Annotated in this window: 22 protein-coding genes; 9 read left to right on the top strand and 13 right to left on the bottom strand. The window is 64.9% G+C overall.

What is annotated here, in order from left to right:
* Positions 1-536: 536 nt before the first annotated feature.
* The 8 genes from LQG66_RS20100 to LQG66_RS20135 form a co-directional block, all read right to left on the bottom strand.
* Positions 537-1,184, bottom strand: coding sequence for a nitroreductase (locus LQG66_RS20100; protein ID WP_231317422.1), 648 nt, complete (start codon positions 1,182-1,184; stop codon positions 537-539).
* Positions 1,185-1,316: 132 nt separating this feature from the next.
* Entirely contained in the window at positions 1,317-2,564 is a 1,248-nt protein-coding gene (locus LQG66_RS20105) for an acyl-CoA dehydrogenase (protein WP_231317423.1), read from the bottom strand.
* Positions 2,565-2,696: 132 nt separating this feature from the next.
* On the bottom strand, positions 2,697-3,941 hold the full coding sequence (locus tag LQG66_RS20110; protein WP_231317424.1) for an acyl-CoA dehydrogenase: 1,245 nt from the start codon (positions 3,939-3,941) through the stop codon (positions 2,697-2,699).
* Between the two features lie 121 nt (positions 3,942-4,062).
* Positions 4,063-5,190 (bottom strand): acyl-CoA dehydrogenase family protein, encoded by a 1,128-nt coding sequence (locus LQG66_RS20115; protein WP_231317425.1) that lies wholly within the window; start codon positions 5,188-5,190, stop codon positions 4,063-4,065.
* Between the two features lie 159 nt (positions 5,191-5,349).
* A complete protein-coding gene (locus LQG66_RS20120) occupies positions 5,350-7,218 on the bottom strand; it encodes an AMP-binding protein (protein WP_231317426.1) in 1,869 nt (622 codons plus the stop codon).
* Positions 7,219-7,259: 41 nt separating this feature from the next.
* Entirely contained in the window at positions 7,260-8,066 is an 807-nt protein-coding gene (locus LQG66_RS20125) for an enoyl-CoA hydratase/isomerase family protein (RefSeq protein WP_231327865.1), read from the bottom strand.
* Between the two features lie 261 nt (positions 8,067-8,327).
* A complete protein-coding gene (locus tag LQG66_RS20130; RefSeq protein WP_231317427.1) occupies positions 8,328-9,086 on the bottom strand; it encodes an SDR family NAD(P)-dependent oxidoreductase in 759 nt (252 codons plus the stop codon).
* A gap of 90 nt (positions 9,087-9,176) precedes the next feature.
* Entirely contained in the window at positions 9,177-9,836 is a 660-nt protein-coding gene (locus LQG66_RS20135; RefSeq protein ID WP_231317428.1) for a TetR family transcriptional regulator, read from the bottom strand.
* Positions 9,837-9,974: 138 nt separating this feature from the next.
* Between LQG66_RS20135 and LQG66_RS20140 the strand changes: the two genes are divergently transcribed.
* From LQG66_RS20140 to LQG66_RS20155, 4 genes are all read left to right on the top strand, one after another.
* Entirely contained in the window at positions 9,975-11,147 is a 1,173-nt protein-coding gene (locus LQG66_RS20140; protein WP_231317429.1) for an acetyl-CoA C-acetyltransferase, read from the top strand.
* A 171-nt stretch (positions 11,148-11,318) separates the two neighbouring features.
* Positions 11,319-12,857: an acyl-CoA synthetase gene (locus tag LQG66_RS20145; protein ID WP_231317430.1), complete on the top strand. Its 1,539-nt coding sequence runs from the start codon at positions 11,319-11,321 to the stop codon at positions 12,855-12,857.
* Positions 12,858-13,104: 247 nt separating this feature from the next.
* Positions 13,105-14,175, top strand: coding sequence for an alpha/beta fold hydrolase (locus LQG66_RS20150; RefSeq protein WP_231327866.1), 1,071 nt, complete (start codon positions 13,105-13,107; stop codon positions 14,173-14,175).
* 95 nt (positions 14,176-14,270) lie between these two features.
* Positions 14,271-14,648 (top strand): hypothetical protein, encoded by a 378-nt coding sequence (locus LQG66_RS20155; protein ID WP_231317431.1) that lies wholly within the window; start codon positions 14,271-14,273, stop codon positions 14,646-14,648.
* 71 nt (positions 14,649-14,719) lie between these two features.
* Here the strand turns inward: LQG66_RS20155 and LQG66_RS20160 are convergent, their stop codons facing one another.
* Positions 14,720-15,442 (bottom strand): hypothetical protein, encoded by a 723-nt coding sequence (locus LQG66_RS20160; RefSeq protein WP_231317432.1) that lies wholly within the window; start codon positions 15,440-15,442, stop codon positions 14,720-14,722.
* A gap of 201 nt (positions 15,443-15,643) precedes the next feature.
* Between LQG66_RS20160 and mbfA the strand changes: the two genes are divergently transcribed.
* The 3 genes from mbfA to LQG66_RS20175 all read left to right on the top strand — a co-directional run bounded on the left by mbfA (position 15,644) and on the right by LQG66_RS20175 (position 18,772).
* A complete protein-coding gene (mbfA, locus tag LQG66_RS20165) occupies positions 15,644-16,615 on the top strand; it encodes an iron exporter MbfA (protein WP_231317433.1) in 972 nt (323 codons plus the stop codon).
* A 72-nt stretch (positions 16,616-16,687) separates the two neighbouring features.
* Positions 16,688-17,218 (top strand): cytochrome b, encoded by a 531-nt coding sequence (locus tag LQG66_RS20170; protein WP_231317434.1) that lies wholly within the window; start codon positions 16,688-16,690, stop codon positions 17,216-17,218.
* A gap of 84 nt (positions 17,219-17,302) precedes the next feature.
* On the top strand, positions 17,303-18,772 hold the full coding sequence (locus LQG66_RS20175; protein ID WP_231317435.1) for an amidase: 1,470 nt from the start codon (positions 17,303-17,305) through the stop codon (positions 18,770-18,772).
* 1,129 nt (positions 18,773-19,901) lie between these two features.
* Here LQG66_RS20175 and LQG66_RS20180 read toward each other — a convergent pair.
* Together LQG66_RS20180 and LQG66_RS20185 are read right to left on the bottom strand one after the other, a co-directional pair.
* Positions 19,902-20,990, bottom strand: coding sequence for a Zn-dependent alcohol dehydrogenase (locus LQG66_RS20180; RefSeq protein WP_231317436.1), 1,089 nt, complete (start codon positions 20,988-20,990; stop codon positions 19,902-19,904).
* 188 nt (positions 20,991-21,178) lie between these two features.
* On the bottom strand, positions 21,179-22,960 hold the full coding sequence (locus LQG66_RS20185; protein WP_231317437.1) for an acyl-CoA dehydrogenase family protein: 1,782 nt from the start codon (positions 22,958-22,960) through the stop codon (positions 21,179-21,181).
* A 114-nt stretch (positions 22,961-23,074) separates the two neighbouring features.
* Between LQG66_RS20185 and LQG66_RS20190 the strand changes: the two genes are divergently transcribed.
* Positions 23,075-24,121: a glutathione S-transferase family protein gene (locus LQG66_RS20190; RefSeq protein ID WP_231317438.1), complete on the top strand. Its 1,047-nt coding sequence runs from the start codon at positions 23,075-23,077 to the stop codon at positions 24,119-24,121.
* Between the two features lie 57 nt (positions 24,122-24,178).
* The gene (locus LQG66_RS20195; protein ID WP_231317439.1) at positions 24,179-24,880 is read left to right on the top strand and encodes an SDR family NAD(P)-dependent oxidoreductase; all 702 of its coding nucleotides are present in this window, start codon (positions 24,179-24,181) and stop codon (positions 24,878-24,880) included.
* 240 nt (positions 24,881-25,120) lie between these two features.
* On the opposite strand, the gene LQG66_RS20200 is transcribed toward LQG66_RS20195, so the two are convergent.
* Positions 25,121-25,735, bottom strand: a complete 615-nt coding sequence (locus LQG66_RS20200) for a GNAT family N-acetyltransferase (RefSeq protein ID WP_231317440.1) — start codon at positions 25,733-25,735, stop codon at positions 25,121-25,123.
* Between the two features lie 64 nt (positions 25,736-25,799).
* Positions 25,800-26,003 (bottom strand): DUF1127 domain-containing protein, encoded by a 204-nt coding sequence (locus tag LQG66_RS20205; protein WP_231317441.1) that lies wholly within the window; start codon positions 26,001-26,003, stop codon positions 25,800-25,802.
* Positions 26,004-26,062 lie beyond the last annotated feature (59 nt).

Here is a 26,062-nt window from a genome sequence, read left to right on the forward strand (position 1 = left end):
GCGATGACCAAGGAGCGTCGCCTCATCCACCTCGAGGGCGCGCAGGCTGGGCGGCGTGTTCATGGAATCCATAGCTGACACTTCGGGTTTTGAACCGTGACTGAACCTTCAATCGAGAAGATCATCGAGCGCCTGCAATTCTGCATCGTCGACGCTCGGGCGATGCAACTCAAAATGTTAGAAAGGATTTTGTCAATATCATTGCTTGAAGCCCACGAGCTCAAGGAAAAATGCACGCCCAAGTCGACGAACAGCAGTCACTAATGTTCCGCTGCTGAAGTTGGTGTCGAACGGCCGCACGTTAGGTTGCGAAGCCTTGTAACGATGAGCACTGGCAAAATTTGATTGCAAACCTTTGATTCCAGGGCAGCTTTGAATGGAAGTCGATTTCGAATCGAACGTCGACTAATATGTCTGCGGAACTTCAACTCGCCGCATCAGCCCTGGCAAGTCGCTCCGCAATTCGCGCGGAAATGCGACGTGCCGACGCGCCGAGTTCTGCATAGCGGAACTCCTGTCGCGCCTGATCGCCCGCACTACTCGTCCTTGAAACGCACGGTCTCCGCAATTGACGCCCGGCTGGTCCGATAGGAGTTGGCCTTGTGGCCCGGGTCGGGATAGCCGAACGAAATGCCGCAGACGACCTTGCGGTCGTCACCAAGACCGAAATACGTTCGCACCACGTCGGAATGAAAGGCCAGCGCAGCCTGCGGTACCGTGGCGACGCCGAGCGCCTGTGCCGCCAGCATGAAGTTCGTCACGTAGCCACCGCAGTCGATCGCCCCATAGGTGCCGAGCGCCTCGTCACTGTGGATGATCGCGACATGCGGTGCGCCGAAGAAGTTGTAGTTCTCCAAGGCCTGCATGGCGTAGCCAGCCTTGTCGCCCCGCGGAATCCCGAGCGCGCTGTAGAGCTGGAAGCCGCTCTCGCGCCGGCGTTCCAGATAGACGCCACGGTATTCCCGCGGAAAGGCGAAATCGCCTGACGGCGGCCGGCCGCTGGACGCGGCCTCGTACATGAGCTTCCTGAACGACTCGGTCGCCCCGCCCGACGTGATCTCGATCCGCCAGGGCTGACTGTTGCACCACGATGCGGTCTTCTGCGCCGCCGTCAGGATGCGCTCGATGGTCGCGCGCGCGACCGGTTCGGACCGGAAGCTGCGGCAAGAGAAACGCGCGGCCATCAGGTCTTCGAGGATGGAGATGGGATCTTGCTCTGACTTCGGCGCTGCTGATGTCATTACGACCTTCCGTACATTTCGACCTGGAGGCGCTTACGTTGCGCTCGCCGTCCACATTCGTCATTCCGGGGGCAATTAGCTCCGCCCCTTCGTCGGCACCTTGTTGAACGGCACGTCCTTGTCGACCCGGATGTCACCGGGCAGGCCGAGCACGCGCTCGGCGATGATGTTGCGCAGGATCTCGTCGGTACCGCCGGCAATGCGCATCGAGGGCGAGGTCAACAACATCTGCTGGAACTGGCCCTGACTCACCTCCTCGTCGGCACCGGCAAGGACGCCGGCACCGCCTTCGAGATCCATCGCATAGGTCGCGATGTCCTGCAGCATAGTGCCGGCGACGAGCTTGCCGATCGAGTTTTCCGGTCCCGGACGCTCGCCCTTGGACAGCGCCGAGATCGCACGATAGCTCGTGTATTTGAGTCCGCTCGCCTTCACCGCCCATGATGCGAGCTTCGAGCGCGTCGCCCGATCGTCGATCGCAAGCCCGTTCTCGGTCATCAGGTTGGCGCAGAACTCGAACATCTCCGGAAAGCCGGTGGCGAGCCGCGCGCCGATCGACATGCGCTCGTTCATCAAGGTCGTCAGCGACACGTTCCAGCCGTCGCCGACCGCGCCGAGGCGTTGGGACTCTGGAATCACCACGTCGGTGAAATAGACCTCGTTGAACTCCTGCATGCCGTTGGCCTGCCTGATCGGGCGGACCTCGACCCCCTTGCTCTTCATGTCCAGGAAGAACATCGTCAGCCCCTTGTGCTTGGGCACGTTGGGATCGGTGCGCGTGATCAAGAGGCCGTAGTCCGAGTAATGCGCGCCCGACGTCCAGATCTTCTGGCCGTTGATGACCCATTCGCCGCCGCGCCTCTCGGCGCGAGTGCGCAGGCCGGCAACGTCGGAGCCGCCGGCGGGCTCGGAGAACAGCTGACACCAGATCTCCTCGCCGGAGGCGAGCTTGGGCAGATAGCGCCGCTTGTGCGCCTCGCTGCCATAGGCCATCACGGTCGGCCCGCACATGCCCTCGCCGATCTGGAACGGCTGCGTCAGCTTGCCATAGACGCCCTCCTCCTGCTGCCAGATCACCCGCTCGATCGGCGTGGCGCCGCGGCCGCCATACTCCTTCGGCCAGTGCAGGCAGGCCCAGCCGGCGCCGGACTTCTTCTTCTGCCAGGCCTTGCCGACCTCGACGATGTCGGCATGCTTGAGCCGGATACGCCCGAGCGAGGAGCTCGCCAGCTCCGCCTCCAGCTCCTTCGGCGCATGGGCCGCGACCCAGGCGCGCGCGGTCTGGCGAAAGGCGGCTTCCTGCGGGGTGTCGTCGAAGTTCATGGTCAACCTCAATTTAGTGGCAAAGATCGAGAGGCAATCTCCGCGTCATTGCGAGCGAAGCGAAGCAATCCAGGAGCCGCACGCAAAGAGCTGGATTGCTTCGTCGCCTTCGGCTCCTCGCAATGACGATAACTACGCGCGTCCCTTCGTCGGCACCTGATTGAACGGCACGTCCTTGTCGACTCTGACATCGCCGGGCAGGCCGAGCACGCGTTCGGCGATGATGTTGCGCATGATCTCGTCGGTGCCGCCTTCGACGCGGGTGCCCGGCGCACGCAGCAACATCGCCTGGAATTTGCCGGCAAGCTCGGCCTCCGGGCCGCTCAGCACACCTGCCGCGCCCTGCAGATCGAGCGCGTAAGCTGCGACGTCCTGGATCATCGGCGCGGCGACCAGTTTGCCGATCGAGTTCTCGGGTCCCGGCCGCTCGCCCTTCGACAGCGCCGAGATGGCGCGCAGGCTGGTGTATTTGAGCCCGCTCGCTCTGACCGCCCAATGTGCGAGCTTCGAGCGCACATTGCGGTCCTCGATCGCGGGACGATCGTCCAGCATCAGGTTGGAGCAGAACGCGAACAGCTCCGGAACGCCCGTGGCGACGCCGGCGCCAATCGACATGCGCTCGTTCATCAAGGTGGTGAGCGCGACGTTCCAGCCGTCATTGACGGCGCCCAGCCGCTGCGAATCCGGAATCACCACGTCAGTGAAGTAGACCTCGTTGAAGTCCGAATGACCGCTCGCCTGCTTGATCGGACGCACCTCGACACCCGGGCTCTTCATGTCCAGGAAGAACATGGTGAGCCCCTTATGCTTCGGGACGGTCGGATCGGTGCGCGTCAGCAGGATGCCGTAGTCGGAATAATGCGCGCCCGAGGTCCAGATCTTCTGGCCGTTGATCACCCATTCGTCGCCGCGCTTCTCGGCACGGGTGCGCAAGCCGGCCACGTCGGAGCCGCCCGCTGGCTCGGAGAACAGCTGGCACCAGACCTTCTCGCCCGAGGCGAGCGGCGGCAGATACTGCCGCTTATGCTCCTCCGAGGCGTAGGCCATCATGGTCGGACCGCACATGCCGTGGCCGATGATGAACAGACCGGAGAGCTTGCCGAATGGCCCCTCCTCCTGCTGCCAGATCACGCGCTCGATCGGCGAGGCGCCGCGACCGCCATAGTCCTTTGGCCAGTGCAGGCAGGCCCAGCCGGCGTCCGCCTTCTTCTTCTGCCAGGCCTTGGCGACGTCGAGGATGTCGGCGTTCTTCAGCGCGATGCGGCCGAGCGAGGACGCGCGCAGCTCGTCCTCATACTGCTTCGGCGCGTTGGCGACGATCCAGGCGCGGGCCTCAGCGCGAAACACGGCCTCCTGCGGAGTGTCATCGAAGTTCATCGGCAAGCCTCTGCTGTCGTAGGGTGGGCAAAGGCGCAACGCGCCGTGCCCACCAATCCAATCCTCGCCCGCAGTTGGTGGGCACACTTCGCTTTGCCACCCTACGGATTCTCGCGTTGACTCACGCCGCATTGCGCTTGCGCATGCGGTCGATCAGCTGGTCTTCCCAATAGGACAGGCTGCCGAGGCCGAGCGCGAGCGCATTGGCGCGACGGTAGTACATGTGGCAGTCGAACTCCCAGGTGAAGCCCATGCCGCCATGGACCTGGATGTTGTTCTTGGCGCAATGCTGATAGGCCTGCGTCGCGCTGATGCGCGCCGACGCCGCGGCCTCCGGCAACTCAGGCGCATTGGTCGAGAGCGCCCAGGCACCGTAGTAGCAATTGGAGCGCGCCAGCGTAGCAGAGACATACATGTCGGCGAGGATGTGCTTGACCGCCTGGAACGAGCCGATCGGCCGGCCGAAGGCGATACGATCCAGCGCGTAGTCACGGCCCATCTCCAGTGCGCGATCCGAGCCGCCGACCTGCTCGAACGCGGTCAGCACCGCGGCGCGGTCGAGCACCTCCGTGATGATGCTCCAGCCTTCGCCGGCGGCGCCCAGCGGCTCCGCCTTGCAGTTCGTGAAGGTGAGCTCGGCCTGGCCGCGCGTCGGATCGAGATTGGTCAGCGCCTTGGCCTCGATGCCGCCGGCCTTCACGTCGACCAGGAACAGCGAGATATCGCTGTCGCGGCCGGTCGAGGCGGTGCGCGCGGCGACGATGATGAGATCAGCGATGGCGCCGTCGGCGACCGGCTTCTTGACGCCGTTGAGCACGCCGTTGACGGCTTCCAGCTTGATCGCCTTCGGCGACGGATTGCCGGTACCCTCGAACAGCGCCAAAGTGCCGATCGCTTCGCCGCTCGCGATCTTCGGCAGCCAGGCTTGCTTCTGCGCGTCGCTGCCGGCCAGCATCAGGGCTTCCGCGGCGAGATAGACCGTGGACGAGAACGGCACCGGCGCCAGCGCGCGGCCGACCTCCTCGGCGATGACGCAGAGCTCGAGATGGCCAGCACCTGCGCCACCATACTCCTCCGGAATCGCGACGCCGAGAAAACCCATCTCGGCAAAGCCCTTCCACAGCGCGCGGTCATACGGCTCGTTGCCGTCGAGCACGACGCGCACCGCCTTGGGCGGGCACTTCTCGGCGAGGAATTTCCGCGCCTGATCCCGCAGCTGCTTCTGGTCGTCGGAGAAATCGAAGTTCATGGGATGTCACTCGCGTTGGAAATTCGAAGAAATGTCTCCGTCATTCCAGGGCGCGCGGAGCGCGAGCCCGGAATCCATACGCCCGATCGGGGTTATGGATTCCGGGCCTGCGTGCTTCGCACGCATCCCGGAATGACGAGTGGAGAGAGTGGGGCATCATCACAGCACGATCACCTCGCTGTCCGGCTCGGCCGCGTAGAGCCGCGCGACCAGCGCAGCGCGGCGCTCGAGTCCGGCGCGCTGGTTGATGTAGCCCTTGTCGGTCAGCTCGTGGCCGTCGATCGAGGGCGGCTCGACCATCAGCATCGCGCGGCCGATTCGTCGGCTGGTCGCGCCCTCGCACTCTTTGTTGTGCGCCTCGAGACCGCGGCGGACGCAGTCGATCACGGCAGGATGTTTGACGACATCCTCGAACGTCGCTTGGGGATTGCCGACCAGCTGGCGGCAGGCGTGCAGATTGGGCCATGCCAGCAGGCCGACATAATCGCGGTCCTGCCCGGTCACCAGCGCATCGTGAATCGCCGGCGTCGCAGCCGCGATGGCATCGGTGCGCAGCGAGCCGACATGCACGAAGGTGCCGGTGGTCAGCTTGAAGTCCTCGACCACGCGGCCCGCAAAGATGATGCCCTGGACCGGATCGGCGGGATCAACGAAGATCCCGGCATCGCCGATGCAGTAGAAGCCCTCCTCGTCGAAGGCCTTCTTCGTCAGCTCCGGCTGGCCGAAATAGCCGGGCATCACGTTGATGCCGCGCAGGCGCAGCTCATATTTGTCGCCTGTCGGCACCATCTTCAATTCGACGCCCGGAAATGGCAGGCCGATCAGGCCGACACGCTCCGTATTCCAATAGGTGCCGGTCGAGGTCGGCGCCGTCTCGGTCGAGCCCCAGCCGGTGTAGAACACGATGCGCTCGCCGGTCGTCTTCACTGCAAGCGCCTGCATCCGCTCGTAGAGATCGTCCGGCAGCCGCGCGCCGCCATAGGCCATGATGCCGAGATCCCTGAAGAAGCTGCGGCACAGCGCGTCGTCCTTCTCCATGGCGGCAGCCAGCGCGGCATATCCCGCAGGAACGTTGGCGTAGTAGGTCGGCGACACCTCGCGCAGGTTCCGGATCGTCTCCTCGAACATGCCCGGCATCGGCCGGCCATCGTCGATGTAGAGCGTGCCGCCCTCGATCAGCAGCGGATTGAACAGCGCATTGCCGCCCATGGTGTGGTTCCACGGCATCCAGTCGAGCACCGTGGAAATCGGTGCATCCGGCCCCCGCGGCCGCGTCTGCATCATCATCGCCGCATTGGCGCACATCATCGCTTGCGTGTTGATGACGGCCTTGGGCATGCCGGTCGAGCCGGAGGTGAACAGCAGCTTGCCGACCGTCTCCGGCGTGATCCGCGCGATCGACGCCTCGACCTCGCTGGTCACGGGCGTCGCGGCGAGATCGGCGAAGCTGGTGCTCGCGATGCCCTCGCACGGACGCGCGACGTGGATCACGGTGACGCCGTCGAGATCGAGCGCCTGCAGCGCCTTCTCGAAGGTCGGACCGTCCTGCACCATGACGACGGCGGGCTTCACCAGCCCGAACAGATATTTGAGCTTGAGGTGATCGTGGCTCATCAGCGAATAGGCCGGCGACACGGGCGCCGCCGGCAGCCGCGCCTGCATCGCCGCCAGGGTGAGGAGCGCATGCTCGATCGAATTGCCGGAGAGGATCGCGACGGGGCGACCGCCGAGATCGAGATTGAGAAGCCCTTGCGTCAGCCCGTCGACGGTGCGTTTGGCCTCGGCATAGGACACCTTGCGCCATTGCCGCTCGGGACCGCTGCGTTGCGCGAGCCAGGTCCGCGTCGGCGCCTCCGTCGCCCATCGGGCGAGCGGCGCCGCGAGATGAGCCTCGAAGGCCTGCAGCGGAATGCGCGACTTGATAATGACGACGCCGTCATCGCGACGTTCGACGTCGATGTCACGCGCCAGCCAATTGACCTTGCGGAACGCTGGCTTCTCCAGCACCTTCGCGGCCGTCCCGTCCATTTTGCGTCTCCCGAAATATCGTCCTTTGCGGATCTTGATATTCAGCGATCTGTATAGACCGGCTTGCGCTTCTGGAGGAAGGCCTCAATGCCCTCCTTGAAATCTTCCGAGCGGCTGCACAGAACCTGGTTGCGATCTTCCATCGCGATGACGGCTTCGATCGACGACGCATCGACGCTCATGTTGAGACATTCCTTCGACAGTCGGAGGCCGACGGGTGAAGCCATCATCATCGCGTCGACATAGGGCGCGGCCGCGCTTTCGAGCGCATCCTCTTCGACGATCTCCGATACCAGGCCGACCATGAGCGCGCGTTCCGCGCCGATGAAGCGCCCGGTCAGAATCAACTCAGATGCGACGGAAACGCCAACGAGGCGCGGCAGAAAGTAGCTGGTGCCGATGTCGCAGCCTCCGAGACCGAGCTTGATGAAGGCGCAGTTCATGCGCGTCGAGCGCGTCGCGATGCGCATGTCGGCGGCGAGCGCCAGTGCAAAGCCGCCGCCGGCGGCCGCCCCCTGCACCAGCGCGATGATCGGCTGCGGACAGCGCCGCATCAGCATCACGATGTCGGCGATGCGGCGCTGCGAGTCGAGTGATTCGGTGACGGTCGGAGGATCGTTGCGACCGCCGCGTCGCTGCATCGCCGCCTTGAGGTCGAGGCCCGCGCAAAAATTCCTGCCCGCGCCCTTGAGCACGACGACGCGCGTCGTGCGGTTGCGCTGCAGGCTCTCGAAATAGCCGTTCAGCGCCTCGATCAGAGCGGAATCGAGTGCATTGAGGCTGTCCGGACGATTGAGCGTCACCCGGTCGACCCCGTTGTCATGTTCGATCAGCAGCGGTTGGGTCATCGCACGCTCCACCCTCACTGTCATCCCGGCGAAGCAGCACATCGTTGCCGCCGGCATTATTTGGCTCGCTGGTGCGTAGCGCTCGCTGCGACCTCGCCCCGCTTGCGGAGAGAGGTCGGATTGCATCGAAGATGCGATCCGGGTGAGGGGGTACAGGTCTCTCCACGGACACTTCCCGTGCGGATGCCCCTCACCCCGACCCTCTCCCCGTAAGAACGGGAGAGGGAGCGCACTGCGCCCAGGCTCTCTTACCTCTCCCCCTTACCGCGGCGCCATGCGGATGGCGCCGTCGAGGCGGATGGTCTCGCCGTTCAGCATCGGGTTCTCGACGATGTGGACGGCGAGGTTGCCATACTCCGAGGCATCGCCGAGGCGGGCCGGATGCGGCACCTGCGCCCCTAAGCTCTTGCGCGCCTCTTCGTTCAGGCCCATCAGCAGCGGCGTCAGGAACAGGCCGGGCGCGATGGTGTTGACGCGGATCTTCTGGCTGGCGAGATCGCGCGCCGCCGGCAAGGTGAGGCCGACCACGCCGCCCTTCGACGCCGAATAGGCAATCTGGCCGATCTGGCCCTCGAACGCGGCAACGCTCGCGGTGTTGATGGCGACGCCGCGCTCCTCGCCGATCGGCTCGGCGGTGACGAGGCGCTCGGCGAACAGCCGCAGCACGTTGAAGGTGCCGATCAGGTTGACGCTGATGATGCGCGCGAACTTGGCGAGCGGATAGACACCGTCCTTGCCGACGATGCGCTGCGAGCCGCCGATGCCGGCGCAGTTCACCAGCACGCGGGCGACGCCATGCGCGGCTTCCCCCTTGGCGATGCCGGCCTTGACCTGCTCCTCGTCTGTCACATCGGCATGAAGCGCAACGCCGTTGAGCTCGGCAGCGACCTTCTCCGCGTTCTCCTTGCTCTGATCGAGCACCGCGATCTTGGCGCCCTTCGCAGCCATCGCGCGCGCCGTGGCTGCACCGAGACCCGAGCCACCGCCGGTGATGAGAACGGCAACGTTGTTCAACTGCATGAATGTTCCTCCCTTGGTTCTTTGTTGTTGACGAGTAGCGAATAGGGAGTGGCGAATAGGGAAGAACGACACCTCACTCTTCGCACCTCCCTATTCGCCATTCGCCCCTTTCAATATCCCGCCGCAGATCAACGCCTCCATATGGGCGATGTACTGGCGGCAGACATCATCGGTGACCGGGCCGACGCCGATCGCGCGCGACATCGCGTGCCGGCCGAAGAACAGGTGATCACAGGCCCCGATCAGGCTGGTGTAGAACAGCACCGGATCGACGGCGCGAAACTCGCCTTTGGCGACCCCCTCGTCGAGCAGCCTGCGATGAAAATCCAACAGTGGCGCGACGAAGAATTTCGAGACCTCGTCGGCGGCCTCAGGACTGCTCTCGTGGAGCAGATAATGGATCAGCCGGTTCATGTAGGGAAACCGGTAATAGGCGCGGATGATGCCGTTGATGTGCAGCTTCAGCTTGGCAGTCGGCGCGATCGGCTGCGCCAGCAGGAATTCAAGGTTGGTCACTTCGGTCGCGGCATCGCGCGCCAAGAGCGCCAGCAGCAACCCGTCCTTGTTGCCGAAGTGATATTTGACCAGCGCGGCATTGGCGCCGGACTTCTGCGCAATGTCGCTCAGCGAAATCTCGATCGAGGACCTCGCGATCATCAGATCGCTGGCGGCGACCAAGAGCTTCTCCGCGGTGGCATTCCGCCCCACGGCAAGTTTCTCCGACGCGCTGTTCTGAAGCTGAGGTCCCACAAAGTATCTCGCGATTGATCCGGCCAGCTAAGCCGAAGCCAGAGTTGATCTCAAGAGTTAATTGATCGATTGACTAAGGCTCGTTCGAGCATTTAAATCGCCGCCAACCACGAATACCAAGTCTAGGGAGGACACGTCATGGCGGAAGCCTACATCGTCGCGGCTGCGCGCACGGCCGGCGGCCGTAAGGGAGGCCGACTGGCCGGCTGGCATCCGGCCGATCTCGCCGCGAAGGTGCTGGATGCGCTGGTCGAGCGCGCCGGCGCCGCACCGGACCAGGTCGAGGACGTGATCATGGGCTGCGTCATGCAGACCGGCGAGCAGTCCAACAACATCGCGCGCAATGCGGTGATGGCATCGAAGCTTCCGGAGAGCGTGCCGGGCACCTCGATCGACCGGCAGTGCGGCTCATCGCAGCAGGCGCTGCACTTCGCCGCGCAGGCGGTGATGTCGGGCGCGATGGACTGCGTGATCGCGGCCGGCGTGGAATCCATGACCCGGGTGCCGATGGGTCTGTCCTCCGCTCTTCCGGCGAAGAACGGTTTCGGGCACTACAAGAGCCCGAACATCGAGAGCCGCTATCCGAACATCCAGTTCAGCCAGTTCACCGGCGCGGAGATGATGGCGGAGAAATACGGTCTCTCCAAGGATGAGCTCGACGAATACGCCTATAACAGCCATCAGCGCGCGATTGCCGCTACGCAAGCAGGCCACTTCAAGGACGAGATCATCCCGCTCGAGATCACCCGTGCCGACGGCTCGACCGACACCCACCACATCGACGAAGGCATCCGCTTCGACGTCAGTCTCGACGGCATCAAGAGCGTCAAGCTGATTGCCGAGAACGGCAAGCTCACTGCGGCATCAGCGAGCCAGATCTGCGACGGCGCCTCGGGCGTGATGGTCGTCAACGAGCGCGGCCTGAAGTCGCTCGGCGTCAAGCCGCTGGCCCGCGTCCATCACATGACCATGATGGGCGGCGACCCCGTCATCATGCTGGAGGCGCCGCTGCCGGCGACGCAGCGCGCGCTGCAGAAGGCCGGCATGTCGATCGACGAGATCGACCTCTACGAGGTCAATGAAGCGTTCGCCTCGGTACCGACCGCGTGGCTGAAGACCATCGGCGCCGATCCGAACCGGCTCAACGTCAATGGCGGCGCGATCGCGCTCGGCCATCCGCTCGGTGGCTCCGGCACCAAGCTGATGACCACGCTGCTGCATGCGCTCAAGGCACGCAACAAGCGCTACGGCCTGCAGACCATGTGCGAAGGCGGCGGTATGGCGAATGTGACGATCGTCGAGCGACTGTAGCTCTCGCCCCCACACCGGTGTCGTCCCCGCGAACGCGGGGACCCATAACCACCGGGGCAAGTTTTGTGCGGGCTGTCGCCACAGCTCGCTCTGGCCACAGGCTCCTGTGGTTATGGGTCCCGGCGCAAGGCCGGGACGACACCTTTTCTCCGAATTGCTGGTGTGCCCCTCATGACCCACCCCTCCATCCACGCCCGCAGCCATCCCGACAAGATCGCCTACCAGATGGCCGGGACCGGCAAAGCCATCACCTATCGCGAACTCGACGAGCTCTCGAACCAGGGCGCCCAGTTGTTCCGTGCACTGGGGTTGAAAGCCGGCGACCACATCGCCTTCCTGATGGAAAACCGGCTCGCCTTCATGGAGATCGCCTGGGCGGCGCAGCGCTCCGGCCTCTACTACACCGCGATCAGCCGCTATCTCACCAAAGACGAGATCGCCTACATCATCAGGGATTGCGGCGCCAAGGTCTTCATAACCTCGCCGACATGCGCCGAGCAGGTGCGTGATCTCGCGACCGCCGCTGATGGTCCGCTGTTCTTCATGGTCGACGAGCCGGAGCCGGGCTTCCGCTCCTGGGACAAGGAGGCCGGCGCGCAGCCCAAGACGCCGATTGCCGACCAGGTCGCTGGCTACGACATGCTGTACTCGTCGGGCACGACGGGACGGCCGAAGGGCATCAAGAAGGATTTCGAGGGCAATCCGATCGAGCAGACCAGCCCACTCCTGCGCGTGCTCTGTGCCGACATGTGCGGCATGAATGCAGACAGCATCTATCTGTCGCCGGCGCCGCTCTATCATGCCGCGCCGCTGCGCTTCAACATGATGGTCACCGTGCTCGGCGGCACGTCGATCATCATGGAGCATTTCGACGCCGAGGAGTTCCTGAAGCTGGTCGAGACCTACCAGGTCACGCAGTCGCAGCTGGTGCCGACCATGTTCGTCCGCATGCTGAAGCTGCCCGAGGAGATCCGCAAGAGCTACGACGTCTCGACGCTCAAGGGCGCGATCCATGCCGCGGCGCCCTGCCCGGTCGACGTCAAGGCGAAGATGATCGAATGGTGGGGGCCGATCCTGATCGAGTACTATGCCGGCTCGGAAGGCAACGGCGTCACCGTCTGCACCTCGAAGCAATGGCTGGAGCATCGCGGCAGCGTCGGCCGCGCCGTGGTCGGCAAGATCAAGATCCTCGGCGAGAATGATCAGGAAATGCCGACCGGCGAGATCGGCTCGGTCTATTTCGCCGACGCGCCTGTGTTCTCCTATCACAACGATCCCGAGAAGACGAAGCGCGCCTACAATGACAAGGGCTGGTCGACGCTCGGCGATGTCGGCTATCTCGATGCCGACGGCTTTCTCTATCTGACCGACCGCAAGTCCTACATGATCATCTCCGGCGGGGTGAACATCTACCCGCAGGAAACCGAGGACGTCCTCATCACTCATCCCGATGTCGCCGATGTCGCCGTGTTCGGAGTGCCCAACGAGGAAATGGGCGAGGAGGTCAAGGCTGTCGTGCAGCCGCACGACATGGCGCGCGCCGGCAAGGATTTTGAGGAGCAATTGATCCTGTTCTGCCGCCAGCACCTGTCGCCGATCAAATGCCCGCGCTCGATCGATTTCGAACCGGAGCTGCCGCGCACGCCGACCGGCAAGCTGGTCAAGCGTCATCTGCGCGAGCGCTACTGGCCGAAGAAGGCGATGGCGTAGCTGATTGCTCTCCCTCTCCCCTTGCGGGAGAGGATGCCGAGCGAAGCGAGGCGGGTGAGGGGCATATAGCCGCGATCGCGTTTGTCGAGACAGACCCCTCACCCGGTTGCTCACTGACGCGCGAAACCGCCATCTCCCACCAGGGGAGGGTGACAAGGAACGCGCCACCATGTCCCAGCCCTTTCCGCCACTTCCCCTGCCGCCATCGATCCGCTCCCGCTTCGTCGACGGCATCAACGGCCTGCGCATGCACGTGCTCGAAGCCGGCTTCGAGACGCCCGGCCGCCCCTGCGTGCTTCTGCTGCATGGCTTTCCCGAGCTCGCCTACAGCTGGCGCAAGGTGATGCCGGCGCTGGCCGCCGCCGGTTATCACGTGCTCGCGCCAGACCAGCGCGGCTACGGCCGCACCACGGGGTGGAGCGCCGACTATGACGGCGATCTCGCGCCATTCCGCTTCACCAATCTGGTGCGCGATGCGCTCGGCGTGGTCTACGCGTTCGGCCATCGCCATGTCGCGGCTGTCATCGGCCACGACTTCGGCAGCCCGGTCGCGGCGTGGTGCGCGGTGATCCGGCCGGACGTCTTCCACGCGGTCGTGCTGATGAGCGCGCCGTTCGCGGGACCGCCCGCAGCACCGTTCGACATCGCCAACCATCCCCTCGCGCCGCAGGAGGATCCCCTGCATCGCGAGCTGGCCGCGCTGTCGCGGCCGCGCAAGCACTATCAAGGGTATTACGCGACGCGCGAGGCAAACGCGGACATGCAGCGCGCGCCGCAAGGCCTGCACGGTTTCCTGCGCGCCTACTATCATCACAAGAGCGCCGACTGGCCGGGCAACGCCCCGTATCCGCTGCGAGGCTGGAACGCGAGCGAGCTCGCCAAGCTGCCGACCTACTACGTGATGGACCTCGCCAAGACGATGGCGGAGACCGTTGCCGAGGAGATGCCGGACGCAGCCGCGATCGCCGAGAACAGCTGGCTGCCGGACCATGAGCTTGCGGTCTATGCCGGCGAATATGAACGGACCGGCTTCCAGGGCGGCCTGCAATGGTATCGCTGCGGCACATCGGGCCTGTTCGACGCTGAATTGCAGATTTGGTCCGATCGCCGCATCGACGTTCCGTCTGCGTTCATCTCCGGTCTGCAAGACTGGGGCTTCTACCAACGGCCCGGCGTGTTCGAAGCGATGAAGTCCCGAATCTGCACCAATATTATCTTGTGCGAGCTGATCGATCGTGCCGGACATTGGGTGCAGCAAGAGCAACATGAACGAGTCAATCAGCTCCTGTTGAGATTCCTGAACAGATCGACAGCCTGATTTCCGACGCCGTTCTGCCTTATCAAACGAATCGAGGAACTTGCACTCGGGGTTGACGTTTCTGCATCCGGGCGATGCGCATCAGGAGATGATTTATGGATAAGAAGATCGCAGGCTTGTTGGGCGCGGTCGCCGCTGTCGGCGCGCTCGGTACGGCACAGGCTTCGGCGGCTCCGGCCCCGACCGAGGTCCTGAAGGCCACTTCCTACGCCGACCTTCTCGAACCGATCCCGAACGCCGCGAAGGTGCTGCAGGCGCTCGACGAGCAGGCTCAGCCGTCGGCCGAGCCGACGGTGCAGCTCGCACAGTTTTACCATCACCACCATCATCATCATCACCATCACCACGGCTACGGGCGCGGTTATGGCTACGGCTACGGCTACGGACCGCGCGTGTACGTGGTGCCGCCGCGCCGGTATTACCATCACCACCACCACCATCATCACCATCACTGGCGCTACGATCGCTATTGATCGCACTGCGATAGCGGTCTTCAGGGCGCCGGCCGCGAGGCCGGCGTCCTTCTCGTTTCGGCCCACGGCCATCACGATTTGCGCGCCTTCTCCTTGGCGGCGCGGTGCAGATGGCGATAGGTGCCGTCAAAGACCGTGTCGGTGTTCGAGACCCATTCGGTCTCCTTGCCCAGTGTCGGCCGGCTGGCATGGATGCGGCGCGACTGCAGCTCGCGCTCGGCCGCCTCGTCGGGACTCATTGGCTCGACGGTGAAGTTCGCCTCCTCCGGAATCACGATCACCTGCGCGAACGGCTCGCCGGGGCGGAAGATGTGGGTCCGGCCTTCCGCCGGCGCCTTGAACACGCAGAAGAACAGCATCGGCCAGAAGTTGCGGATCAGCGCCGGCACCGCGATCGGGCACGTATCGGTGCGGTCGGTATAGAACCGCGGATGCGGTTCGGTCCTGATGGCGTAACCCTTCGGCACCTTCAGATCGAGCAGGATCTGGTAGGTGTAGAAGCCGTCGCCGAAGTTGCGGAACGGCGGCCATTGCAGGCTCGGGCTCGGCGGCTCGCCCCAGTCGCCGGACAGCTCCAGCTTGCCGTCGCGCGTCGTGACCTGCAGCTCGAAGTCGTAGGGGTAAAACAGCTCGATGCCATATTGCGCGCCCTCCGAGAATGGTACGCAATGCCAGACCTGCTCATGCGAGCCATTCGCGCGCGGCTGCCGTTCACCTGCCCAGCCTGGGATATCCATCCTGGTTCGGCGCGGCGCCAGTCGTGGATCGTTGAGCCGGTATTTGACGCTGTCCATTGGAACTCCTTAGGTGGCAAAGCGAAACGCGAACCGTGAATTAGTGCGGAGGCTCCCTGACTGGGGCCTGAATGCGACGTCACGAAATGTTTCGCGACTACTCCGCGGCAGCAATTTGACCGCGATGCGGCAAATCCATATAGACTTTAGAAACGTTCTAAACATTCGAATGTTGAGAGCGACAGATCCGGGGACCTTGGAATGAAGAACTTCGCCGACCTCACCGAGCGCGAGATCCTGGCGATCGCGATCTCGGCCGAAGAGGAAGACGGCCGCATCTACATGAGCTTCGCGGAAGATCTGGCGGAGCGGTATCCGGATTCGGCGAAACTGTTCGAGCAGATGGCGGAGGAGGAGAAGGGCCACCGCCACATGCTGCTCGAACTCTATGAGGAGCGCTTCGGCAAGAACCTGCCGCCGATCCGGCGCGAGAACGTCAAGGGCTTCATGCAGCGCCGCCCGATCTGGCTGACCAAGAACCTGCCGCTCGACACCATTCGCAAGGAAGTCGGGACGATGGAGTTCGAGGCCGAGCGCTTCTATGCCAAGGCCGCCGAGCAGGCCAAGGACGTCGGCGTGCGCCGGCTGCTGGGCGATCTCGCCGAGGCCGAGAAGGGCCACGAGAAGGTCGCGGCCAAGCTGACCGACAAGATTCTCAGCCCCGACGTCCGCCACAAGGAGGACGAGACGCGCCGCCGCGTCTTCGTGCTGCAATATGTGCAGCCCGGCCTCGCCGGACTTATGGACGGCTCGGTGTCGACCCTGGCGCCGCTGTTCGCTGCCGCCTTTGCCACCCACCAGAACTTCCAGACCTTCCTCGTCGGTCTCGCCGCCTCGATCGGCGCCGGCATCAGCATGGGATTTGCCGAGGCGCTGTCCGACGACGGCTCGCTCACCGGGCGCGGCTCGCCCTGGCTGCGCGGCGCGGTCTGCGGCGCGATGACGGCGCTCGGCGGCCTCGGCCATTCGCTGCCCTATCTCGTCCCGGATTCCTGGGCCAACGCGTTCTGGATCGCGACCGCGATCGCAGGGGTGGTCGTGTTCTTCGAGTTGTGGGCGATTGCCTATATCCGTGCCCGCTACATGGACACGCCGTTCCTGCAGGCGGTGTTCCAGATCGTGCTGGGCGGCGTCATCGTGCTCGGCGTCGGGATATTGATCGGCGCGGCCTAGCGGCCGCCTCGTGTCGTGTCGCGGAACTTCCGATCCTGATTGCGCCAGACCTATTCCGAACGAGGCCCCGCCATGACGCCACGCCTGCACTACGGCACGCCTGCAAAGATCCTCCACTGGCTGGTGGTGACGCTGCTCGTCATCCAATATCCGATCGGCTGGCTGATGCCGGATCTCCACGCCAACACGCCGCCCGGCACGCCGATGATCCTGCACATCTCCTTCGGCCTGACCATCCTGGCGCTGATCCTCGTGCGCTTCGTCTGGCGGCTCACTCATCCAGTCGCGCCGGAAAGCTCGCTGCCCCCCTGGCAGCGGTTGAGCTCGGAAGCCGTGCATTGGATCCTCTATGTGATGGTGCTGGCGACCACCCTCACCGGCTGGCTGTTCGCGTCCTTCCGCGGCTGGAGCGTCTCGTTCTTCTACCTCTTTCCCCTCCCGATGCTGGCCGCGCGCAACCCGGCCGGCAACAGCGCCATCGATGGGCTGCATCAGGCCGCCGAATGGCTGCTGCTGATCCTGATCATCGTTCATGTCGGCGCTGCGCTCGCGCACATCTTCATCTATCGCGACCGCATCATGCGGCGCATGCTGCCGGGATAGTCTCTGGCGGGCAATTTCGGTCAAGCCTCCGCCATCGGCCACGGCTAGACTTTCCCTTGTCACGAGACTTGGGGAGTTGGAACCTTGGCCGCATCGCAATGGACGTTCGCCACCGCCGTCGACACGGCGAAGGCTTTGGCCGATCGCACGATCTCGTCGGTCGAACTGACCCGGCACGCCATCGACCGCATCGAACGGCATGATGGCAGGATCAACGCGGTCTGCGTGCGCGATTTCGACCGCGCGCTTGCAGCCGCGCGCGCCGCGGACGCGGCGCTGGCGCGTGGCGAGCGCCGGCCGCTGCTTGGACTGCCGCTGACGTTCAAGGAGTCCTACAACGTCGCGGGCCTGCCGACGACCTGGGGCAATCCGCAACACAAGGACTTCATCGCCACAGAGGATGCGCTCGCCGTCATCCGCGTCAAGGACGCCGGCGGCATCGTGCTGGGCAAGACCAACGTGCCGCTCGGGCTCGGCGACTGGCAGAGCTACAACGACATCTACGGCATCACCAACAACCCTTTCGACCTCGGCCGCACGCCCGGCGGCTCGTCCGGCGGATCGGCGGCGGCGCTCGCCGCCGGCTTCGGATCGCTGTCGCTCGGCTCCGACATCGGCGGCTCCCTGCGCGTGCCGGCGTTCCACTGCGGCGTCTTCGCCCACAAGCCGACCTATGGCGTGGTCGCCTCGCGCGGCCACACGCCACCCCCATTCCAGCCGCTGCCGAACGAGGCGGATCTCGCGGTGACCGGCCCGATGGCGCGCTCGGCCGCCGATCTCGCGCTGCTGCTCGATGTGATCGCAGGGCCCGACCCGTTGGAGGCCGGCAAAGCCTATCGCCTCGATCTGCCTCTGCCACGGCATCACCGCCTGCAGGATTTTCGCGTGCTGGTGATCGCGAGCGATCCGCTGCTGCCGACGGATGCCGCCGTGCGCGGCGCGATCGAGCGGCTCGCCGCCGAGCTCGCCGGAGCCCGTGTCAGCGTCACCAGAGAGAGCCCGCTGCTGCCGGACTTCGCCGCGTCGAGCCGGCTCTACTTCCGCATGCTGCACGCATTCCTCGGCGCCACCATGCCGCCGGAGATCTATGCCGGAGCCAGCCAGGCGGCTGTGGGCCTCCCTGCGGATGCGACGAGCCTCGCGGCCGAACGGCTGCGCGGCCTCGTGCTCAGCCATCGCGACTGGATTCAGGCCAACGCCGCCCGTGCCCGGCTGCGCGCGCAGTGGAGCCTCCTGTTCGAGAGCTTCGATGCCGTGGTCTGCCCGATCATGCCGACGCCCGCCTATCCACACGATCATTCGCCTGATATGGGGCAGCGCCGCATCACGATCGACGGCGTCGATCATGCCTATGGCGACCAGTTCGTCTGGCCCGGCATCGCCACCTTGCCCGGCCTGCCGGCCACCGCGATCCCGCTCGGGCTTGTGAACGGCCTTCCGGTCGGCGTGCAGATCATCGGCCCGTTCCTCGAGGACCGCACGCCGCTCAAATTCGCCGAACTGATCGAGCGCGAATTCGGCGGCTTCGTGCCGCCGCCGCTGTTTGCGGATTAGTCGGCCCTTGTGGCGCGCCGCGCGGCGCCCGCGTGGCTGCAATAACGTTGACAGCCGGGGCCTCAACGCTCTTCCCGCCGTCATTGCGAGCCGCCCCTGCGCCGTAGCAATCCAGACGGCGTCGGCGGAGGCAGACTCGATTGCTTCCGCCGACGTCTCCGGCTACGGCGGACACCTCGCTTCGCTCGCACCGACGATGTGGAGGCAGTCGCGTCCACCTCATGACCAATCACGTTTGAAACAGCTGGGCATGCATCCGCAGTCCCGCGGCGCGTGACGCCCGGGTGATGCGCTCCGCATGTCCCTCGAACAATGTGAGGGCGCAGGGAAGGCCGGGTGCCGACTGGCACCCGTGGCCCCCGTGCGAAAAGAAAGCACGGGGAAGGAACCACAGGTTCAGCCGGAGCGACCCGGCCTTCCCTGCGCGATGGGCTTCACCCTTATAGACAGTCTCCCTGGTGCGCCGGGCTTGTTGGCCACCATGATCCGCGCGACGCCTCGAGCGCCGTCGTGAACGTGACACCAGCATCGGGGTGTCAGGACGCTGCCACTTCAGGTCCGTGCCGCCTGCGCTCGTCAGGCGCATCCGGTCGCGGCCACCGCAGCCCACCTCGCGTATCGTGACGACGCGTACGCCCCTCAGCAGGAGGCGGGCTGGCGATACAAAATCATTATTTCTGAAAAACAGCAATAAGAATATTTTGCGCCGTAGGACTGGACAGGACAAATCAGCCTGATCGCACTGGCGAATTTCACCGATTGCCGCAGCCGCCGACCGAACCTTTCGAGGTGCTGCGAAGCTCGCGAAGCTGCTTACGATTGCCCGTCGGGCGACTCGATTGCCGGGCACGCCACGTCCCCGCACTCCACCGTCGTTGCGAGGCGCCCTTGCGCCGACGTGTCCGCCGAAGCTCGAAAGGCGTAGGCGTCGCTTCGCTCGCAATGACGCGTTGAGGCACCGCTGCGTCGCCGCCCACCATCGTCGTCCCGGCGAACGCCGGGACCCATACCGCGGAGTCTATCGGGGAAGCACAACTATCAATCATCGTCTCATTGCGGCCGGTGGCTATGGGTCCCGGCGTTCGCCGGGACGACAGCGGTGTATGGCGCGCAAGATCGTGCACGCCCCTCACGTATCGAACACGATCACGCTGCGCAGCGTCTTGCCGGCCTTCATGTTGGCAAAGCCCTCGTTGACCTCGGACAGCTTCAGCTTGGCCGAGATCCAGTCCTCCAGGTGCAGCTTGCCGCGCAGGTAGAACTCGACGAGGCGGGGCATGTCGACGCGGAAATGATTGGAGCCCATCGACGAGCCCTGGATGCGGCGCTCGCGCAGGAAGTCGAAGCCGTGCAGCTCGATCTTCTGGCCGAACGGGATCATGCCGACGATGGTCGCAGTGCCGCCCGGCGCCAGCATCGCAAAGGCCTGCTCTGCGGTCTCCTTGCGCCCGAGCACCTCGAAGGCGTGATGCACGCCGCCCTTGGTCAGCTCGCGCACCTGGGCCACGACGTCGCCCTCGGTCGGATTGATGATGTCGGTCGCGCCGAGTTTCGTCGCGAGTTGCAGCTTGGCCGGGTTGGTGTCGATGGCGATGATGCGGCCCGCACCCGCGATCTCGGCGCCGTTGATCGCGGCCATGCCGACGCCACCGCAGCCGATCACGGCGACGGTCTCACCGGCCGTGACCCGCGCCGTGTTCACGACGGCCCCATAGCCGGTGATGACGCCGCAGCCGATCAGCGCGGCGAGATCGAGCGGCATGTCCTGGCGGATCTTCACGATCGCGTTCTCGTGCACCAGCATCTGCTCGGCAAAGGACAACAGATTGAGGAACTGATGCAGCTTCTCTGGCCGCCCCCATGACAGCCGGTTGGAGGCGCCGGGCGGCATCTTCACGGTGGTGTCGGTGCACAGCACCGGTCGTCCCGTGGTGCAATTGTCGCAGGTGCCGCAGAACACTGACAAACACGTGACGACGTGATCGCCTGGCTTCACATAGGTGACGTCGGAACCGACCTGCTCGACGATTCCGGCGGACTCATGGCCGAGCACGGCGGGCAGCGGATGCGGATAGAGGCCTTCGATGAAGTGCAGATCGGAATGGCAGAGACCGGCGACCGCGGTGCGGATCAGCACCTCGCGCGGGCCCGGCTTCGGCACGCTGACGTCCTCGATGATGAGCGGCTTGTTGACCTCCATCAGCACGGCGGCTTTCATTCGCGTTCTCCCTTATGTTGTTTGTTGTAACTTGGATTGTGGCGACGAACTCGGTGCCCCCTCTCCCTCGCGGCAATCGCGAAGCGATTGCCTGAGTGGGAGAGGGGGCACCGACGCCGTGGAGACAGCTCGCAATCACCGCGCATCGGACGACATCAGATGTCGTTCGTCGCAATTTGACTGCAAGCCTACGCCGCTGACAGCAGTTCGCCAACCTCGTCCATGCTGGCAGAGCGCTCGCCGAGCAGCAGCGTCGTAATCGCATCATCCGTCTTATTTTCGACGAGCCGGAACGGATCGGACGGCGTCAGCCGATGTGCGACCACGAGCTTTGCGAGCAGCAGCCGGCGCGCGTCGCCGCGCATGTCTTGGATCCGCGCGCTCTCCCACGTCAGCGAGACGGCGCTGGCGACATGGTACAGCAGGCTGGTCGCGCGGCGCGCCTCGGCCTCGTTGTCGGCGTGCCCGGCGACTTCCCGCGCAAAGCCGACGGCGCGATCGACCAGCCGACGCAGCTGATCACGCCACGCCTGCGGCACATCGGCGCTGTCATCGAGCCGCGCATGCAGATCGGCTAATAGTGCGGACTCCGCGCCGTGACGGCCGACCGCGCGCTTGAGCGCATCGAGCGCGACGATGTTGCCGGTGCCCTCCCAGATCGAGCCGAGATGGGCGTCGCGCAGCAGGCGCGCGGTCGCGAACTCCTCGACATAGCCGATGCCGCCGCGCATCTCCAAGGCATCGCCGCAGACCTTGCGGGCGTCGCGCGTGGCACGGAACTTCAAGGTCGGCGTCAGGATGCGCAACAGCGCCGCCGCCTCCTGGCTGCCGCCTTCCGCGCGGTCGAGCGCATCTGCCGTGACGAAGCTCATCGACAGCGCTTGTTCAGTCGGCAACAGGATCTTCATCAGCTGGCGGCGCCCGAGCGGCAGATCGACGATGCGTTTGCCGAACACGACGCGATTGGTCGCGACCGTGATCGCATCGTGCCAGGCACGCCGCATCAGCGCGGTCGACTTGACGCCGTTGGAGAGCCGCGACGAATTTACCATCTCGGCCATCTGCACGAAGCCGCGATCGAGCCGGCCGACCGCATAGGCGATCGCGCCTTCGAGCTTGATCTCGCCCGAGGCCATCGAGCGGGTGCCGAGCTTGTCCTTCAGGCGCACGATCCGATAGTGGTTCTGAGTTCCGTCGTCGAGGAAACGCGGCATCAGGAACAGGCCGACGCCGCGCGTGCCGCTTTCGGCGCCTTCAGGCCGCGCCAGCAGCATCACCACCTTGGCGTCGGCGTTGGAGCAGAACCACTTCTCGCCATGCAGGCGCCAGCGGTCGCCCTCCTGCACCGCCACCGTCGTCAAGGTGCCGACGTCGGAGCCGCCTTCCTTCTCGGTCATGAACTGACCACCCTGGGTCAGCTTTGCCATGTCGGTCTGGGTCAGGCCGTCGAGATAGCGGGCCTTGAGTGCGTCGCTGCCGAAGCGCGCCAATAGCTTGGCGCAGCCGTCGGTGACGTTGATTGGACAGCCCAAGCCGAACTCCGCCTGATTGAACAGGAAGGTGAAGGCGTGCTTGGCCGCGACAGGATATTTGTCGGGCCAGCCGAGGATGCCTTTGCGGATCGACATCGCATGGATGCCGAACTCACCGAAGGCGGCACGTTCCAGCTCGCGATAGGCCGGATGATATTCGATCCATTGCACGTCGCGGCCGAAGCGATCGCGCTGATGCAGCACCGGTCCATGGCGGTCGGCGAGCCGGGCGCATTCGTCGAGATAGGAGCCGGCAAGCTCGCCGAGCCGGTCGAGATGCGGCGCGATATGGCGAAACAACGCGTCCGGCAGATGGATGCGCAGGAGGTCCGTCAACGCCGGATCGGCGCGATAGAAATTGAGTCCAGTGGTATCGGGCGCCAGCAGCGCCGGCCGGACACCTCCCGTCATCACGTCGCGCTTCAGGAGCGGATCCATTGTCTTTAAGCCCTCGTTCGTTTCCGCCTGTCAGTCTCTTCAGGGACTCTTCGACAGGTTGCACCTGATCGGATACACCACGCACCACGCTCGAACACGCGAGGGAGCAGATCCATGGCCAATCAGCCGACGGAGGTTTATCGCATCTTCGGGGCGGAGATGTCGCCCTATTCGGTGAAGGTGCGCTCGTATCTGCGTTACAAGGGCCTTCCGCATCACTGGATATTGCGCAATGCGGAAAGCGAAGCGGAGTATGCACGCCACGCCAACCTCCCCATCATCCCGCTGGTGGTGACTCCCGACGACGCGCCATTGCAGGACTCGACGCCGATCATCGACGCCCTGGAGCACGAACATCCGCAGCCGTCGATCCATCCGGGCGACGTGCTGACGAGCTTCATCTCGGCCCTGATCGAGGAGTTCGGCGACGAGTGGGGCAACAAGTGGATGTTCCACTACCGCTGGGCCCGCGATCTCGATCAGCGCGCGTCGGCGGGACGCATCGCGCGCATCCGTGCACCGAAGGCGAGCGAGGCCGAGTTTGCCGCCGTCGTGGAGAAGGTGCGCGCCCGCATGGTCGAGCGGCTCTGGTACGTCGGATCGAACGAGACCAACGCGCCGCAGATCGAGGAGGGCTTCATCGAGATGCTCGGCCTGCTGGAGCGGCATCTCGCGACACGGCCCTATCTGTTCGGCGGACGGCCGGCCTATGGCGATTTCGGCCTGTGGGGCCAGTTCTACGAACTCTGGACCGACCCCACCGCGGGCGCCCTGATCGAGGGCAGCGCACCGCACGTTCTGGCCTGGATCCAGCGCATGCTATGGCCGCGCGTGGAAGGCGAGTTCGAGCTGTGGTCCGAGCTGTCGCTGACCCTGATGCCGATCCTGAGCCGTCAGGTCGGGGCGCTGTTCATGCCCTGGACGCTCGCCAACGAGAAGGCGCTGGCCGAGCATCGGGACACGTTCAGCGTCACGCTGGGCGACGCCGTCTGGACTCAGGAGCCACAGAAATATCACGCGAGGTCGCTGGCACTGCTGCGCGGCAAATACGCCTTCCTGCATGACCGAAGCCGGCTCGATCTGGTGCTGGATCAGATCGGCTGCCTCGCCGGGCTGCAGCCGCGACTCGAGGCATCGTCAAAAATCCGGGATGCACCATAGGAAGTTGGTCTCGGCTGCATTAGCTTGAGCCTGCGGACGCTTTGCAAGGACAAGCTCATGGACATCCCTGCCTACAAGATCGCCCTGATCGTCGGCGCCGGCGAAGGCGTCTCCGCCTCGCTGACGCGGCTGTTCGCCCGCGAGAAGATTCGCGTGGCGCTGGCCGCGCGCAAGGTCGAGAAGCTCGGCGCGCTCTGCAACGAGACCGGCGCGCGCGCCTACCCCTGCGACGCCACCGATCCGGAAGAGGTCGAGCGGCTGTTCGGCCTGGTCGAGCGCGAGATCGGCACGCCCGATCTCGTGGTCTACAATGCCAGCGCGCGGGCGCGCGGGCCGCTGGTCGATCTCGTGCCGGCCGACGTGCAGCAGTCGATCGCGGTCAGTGCGTTCGGCGGCTTCCTGGTGGCGCAGCAGGCGGCGCAGCGCATGCTGCCGAACAGGAACGGCGCCATCCTGTTCACCGGCGCGTCGGCCAGCGTGAAGGGTTATGCGCAGTCGGCGCCGTTCGCGATGGGCAAGTTCGCGCTGCGCGGCCTCGCCCAGAGCATGGCGCGCGAGCTGTCGCCGCAGGGTATTCATGTCGCGCATTTCGTCATTGATGGAGCTATCCGCAGCGCCGCCCGCCAGGAGCCGGCCGACCGTCCGGGTTCGATGCTCGATCCCGACGCGATCGCCGCCAGCTATTGGAGCGTGCTGCAGCAACCGCGCAGCGCCTGGAGCTGGGAAGTCGAGCTGCGGCCGTGGGTCGAAACGTTCTGAGCGCCGCGTAGCATCAATTCGATTTTCGTCATTGCGAGCGAAGCGAAGCAATCCAGAGTCCTTGCTCGGCCCTGGATTGCTTCGCTTCGCTCGCAATGACGCGGAAACATGCCCGCTCCGCAACGGCTGTCATCGCCCGGCTTGACCGGGCGATCCAGTATCCGCAGCTGGCAGCGCACGACACCGAGAGGCCGCGGCGTACTGGATGCCCCGCATGCGCGGGGCATGACGGCCGTCATCTCATGCATGGTCCGCGATGCGCGGCTGACAATCGATCAGTTGCAGGCCAGCGCCTGGCGATTGCGCGACCGGGCCGGTCAGCGCCTTCTCGAACCGCACCAGCGTCCAATCGTCGGCATGCGGCTGCAGGGTGAAGCCTGCCTTGCGCGCCAGGGCAATCATCACGTCGTTGGAGCGCAGAGTATCGCCGACGAGAGTGGCGCCGCCGAGCGCGAGCGCGCGGCATTCGAGATTGTGCAGCAAGGCCGGCCCGATGCCATGGCCGTGCCAGCGGTCCTGCACCGAGAGCCCGAACTCCACGCGCCCGCTGTCCCGATCGAGCGCGTAGCGCGCTTCGGCCACGATGATCTCGCCGCCGTCGCCCGCCATGGTCGCGATCAGGCTGAAGCGGTCGTTGCGGCCGAGCGCGACGAAATCCTCGAGCACGGATCTGGGCAGCTCGCTCAGCGCACCGAGAAAACGCTTGGTGCGCGAGCGGGAGCTGAGCCCGCGCACATACGCCTGCAGCGCCTCCGCATCCGCCGGGGTGAGGAAGCGCAGCCTCAGCTCGTCGCCGCGCCGGGTGTGAATGATATCAGACGTGACAACGAGGTCGGCGACACCGGGCGTCGGCATGACGTGCTCCAACAAAGGGGTGCGCTGGCGCCCTCCGAGGAGCGGCGCCGGCGCGGCGGCTCAATCAGGCCCGCCAGAACGGCTTGTCGATTTCGGCCGCGATATCGCTGCGGGACAGGCCGAGATCGTGCAGGTCGCGCTCCGACCAGAGCGCGAGCTCGTGTCGCGTCCGGTAGCGGAAGCGCCATGCAGCGATCAGCTCGGCAACGCCCGACCAGAAGCCATGATCATGATGATTCGTCATCGACGAGGAGACGCACGTAGACATCGAAGCCTCCTGAAATTATCTTGAGACTGCAATATTGATGGGGCCGCCTTCATCCGCAA

The organism is Bradyrhizobium ontarionense, from assembly GCF_021088345.1.
Classification (GTDB): Bacteria; Pseudomonadota; Alphaproteobacteria; order Rhizobiales; family Xanthobacteraceae; genus Bradyrhizobium; species Bradyrhizobium ontarionense.

What these genes read in the sequence shown, in the direction of transcription:
- LQG66_RS20185 (WP_231317437.1), bottom strand. Translation starts at nt 22,960, where the DNA reads ATGGATCCGCTCCTGAAGCGCGACGTGATGACGGGAGGTGTCCGGCCG.
- LQG66_RS20100 (WP_231317422.1), bottom strand. Translation starts at nt 1,184, where the DNA reads ATGGCCGCGCGTTTCTCTTGCCGCAGCTTCCGGTCCGAACCGGTCGCG.
- LQG66_RS20145 (WP_231317430.1), top strand. Translation starts at nt 11,319, where the DNA reads ATGACCCACCCCTCCATCCACGCCCGCAGCCATCCCGACAAGATCGCC.
- LQG66_RS20170 (WP_231317434.1), top strand. Translation starts at nt 16,688, where the DNA reads ATGACGCCACGCCTGCACTACGGCACGCCTGCAAAGATCCTCCACTGG.
- LQG66_RS20150 (WP_231327866.1), top strand. Translation starts at nt 13,105, where the DNA reads ATGCACGTGCTCGAAGCCGGCTTCGAGACGCCCGGCCGCCCCTGCGTG.
- LQG66_RS20205 (WP_231317441.1), bottom strand. Translation starts at nt 26,003, where the DNA reads ATGTCTACGTGCGTCTCCTCGTCGATGACGAATCATCATGATCATGGC.
- LQG66_RS20140 (WP_231317429.1), top strand. Translation starts at nt 9,975, where the DNA reads ATGGCGGAAGCCTACATCGTCGCGGCTGCGCGCACGGCCGGCGGCCGT.
- LQG66_RS20200 (WP_231317440.1), bottom strand. Translation starts at nt 25,735, where the DNA reads ATGCCGACGCCCGGTGTCGCCGACCTCGTTGTCACGTCTGATATCATT.
- LQG66_RS20130 (WP_231317427.1), bottom strand. Translation starts at nt 9,086, where the DNA reads ATGCAGTTGAACAACGTTGCCGTTCTCATCACCGGCGGTGGCTCGGGT.
- LQG66_RS20190 (WP_231317438.1), top strand. Translation starts at nt 23,075, where the DNA reads ATGGCCAATCAGCCGACGGAGGTTTATCGCATCTTCGGGGCGGAGATG.
- LQG66_RS20195 (WP_231317439.1), top strand. Translation starts at nt 24,179, where the DNA reads ATGGACATCCCTGCCTACAAGATCGCCCTGATCGTCGGCGCCGGCGAA.
- LQG66_RS20160 (WP_231317432.1), bottom strand. Translation starts at nt 15,442, where the DNA reads ATGGACAGCGTCAAATACCGGCTCAACGATCCACGACTGGCGCCGCGC.
- LQG66_RS20180 (WP_231317436.1), bottom strand. Translation starts at nt 20,990, where the DNA reads ATGAAAGCCGCCGTGCTGATGGAGGTCAACAAGCCGCTCATCATCGAG.
- LQG66_RS20115 (WP_231317425.1), bottom strand. Translation starts at nt 5,190, where the DNA reads ATGAACTTCGATTTCTCCGACGACCAGAAGCAGCTGCGGGATCAGGCG.
- LQG66_RS20105 (WP_231317423.1), bottom strand. Translation starts at nt 2,564, where the DNA reads ATGAACTTCGACGACACCCCGCAGGAAGCCGCCTTTCGCCAGACCGCG.
- mbfA (WP_231317433.1), top strand. Translation starts at nt 15,644, where the DNA reads ATGAAGAACTTCGCCGACCTCACCGAGCGCGAGATCCTGGCGATCGCG.
- LQG66_RS20110 (WP_231317424.1), bottom strand. Translation starts at nt 3,941, where the DNA reads ATGAACTTCGATGACACTCCGCAGGAGGCCGTGTTTCGCGCTGAGGCC.
- LQG66_RS20125 (WP_231327865.1), bottom strand. Translation starts at nt 8,066, where the DNA reads ATGACCCAACCGCTGCTGATCGAACATGACAACGGGGTCGACCGGGTG.
- LQG66_RS20120 (WP_231317426.1), bottom strand. Translation starts at nt 7,218, where the DNA reads ATGGACGGGACGGCCGCGAAGGTGCTGGAGAAGCCAGCGTTCCGCAAG.
- LQG66_RS20155 (WP_231317431.1), top strand. Translation starts at nt 14,271, where the DNA reads ATGGATAAGAAGATCGCAGGCTTGTTGGGCGCGGTCGCCGCTGTCGGC.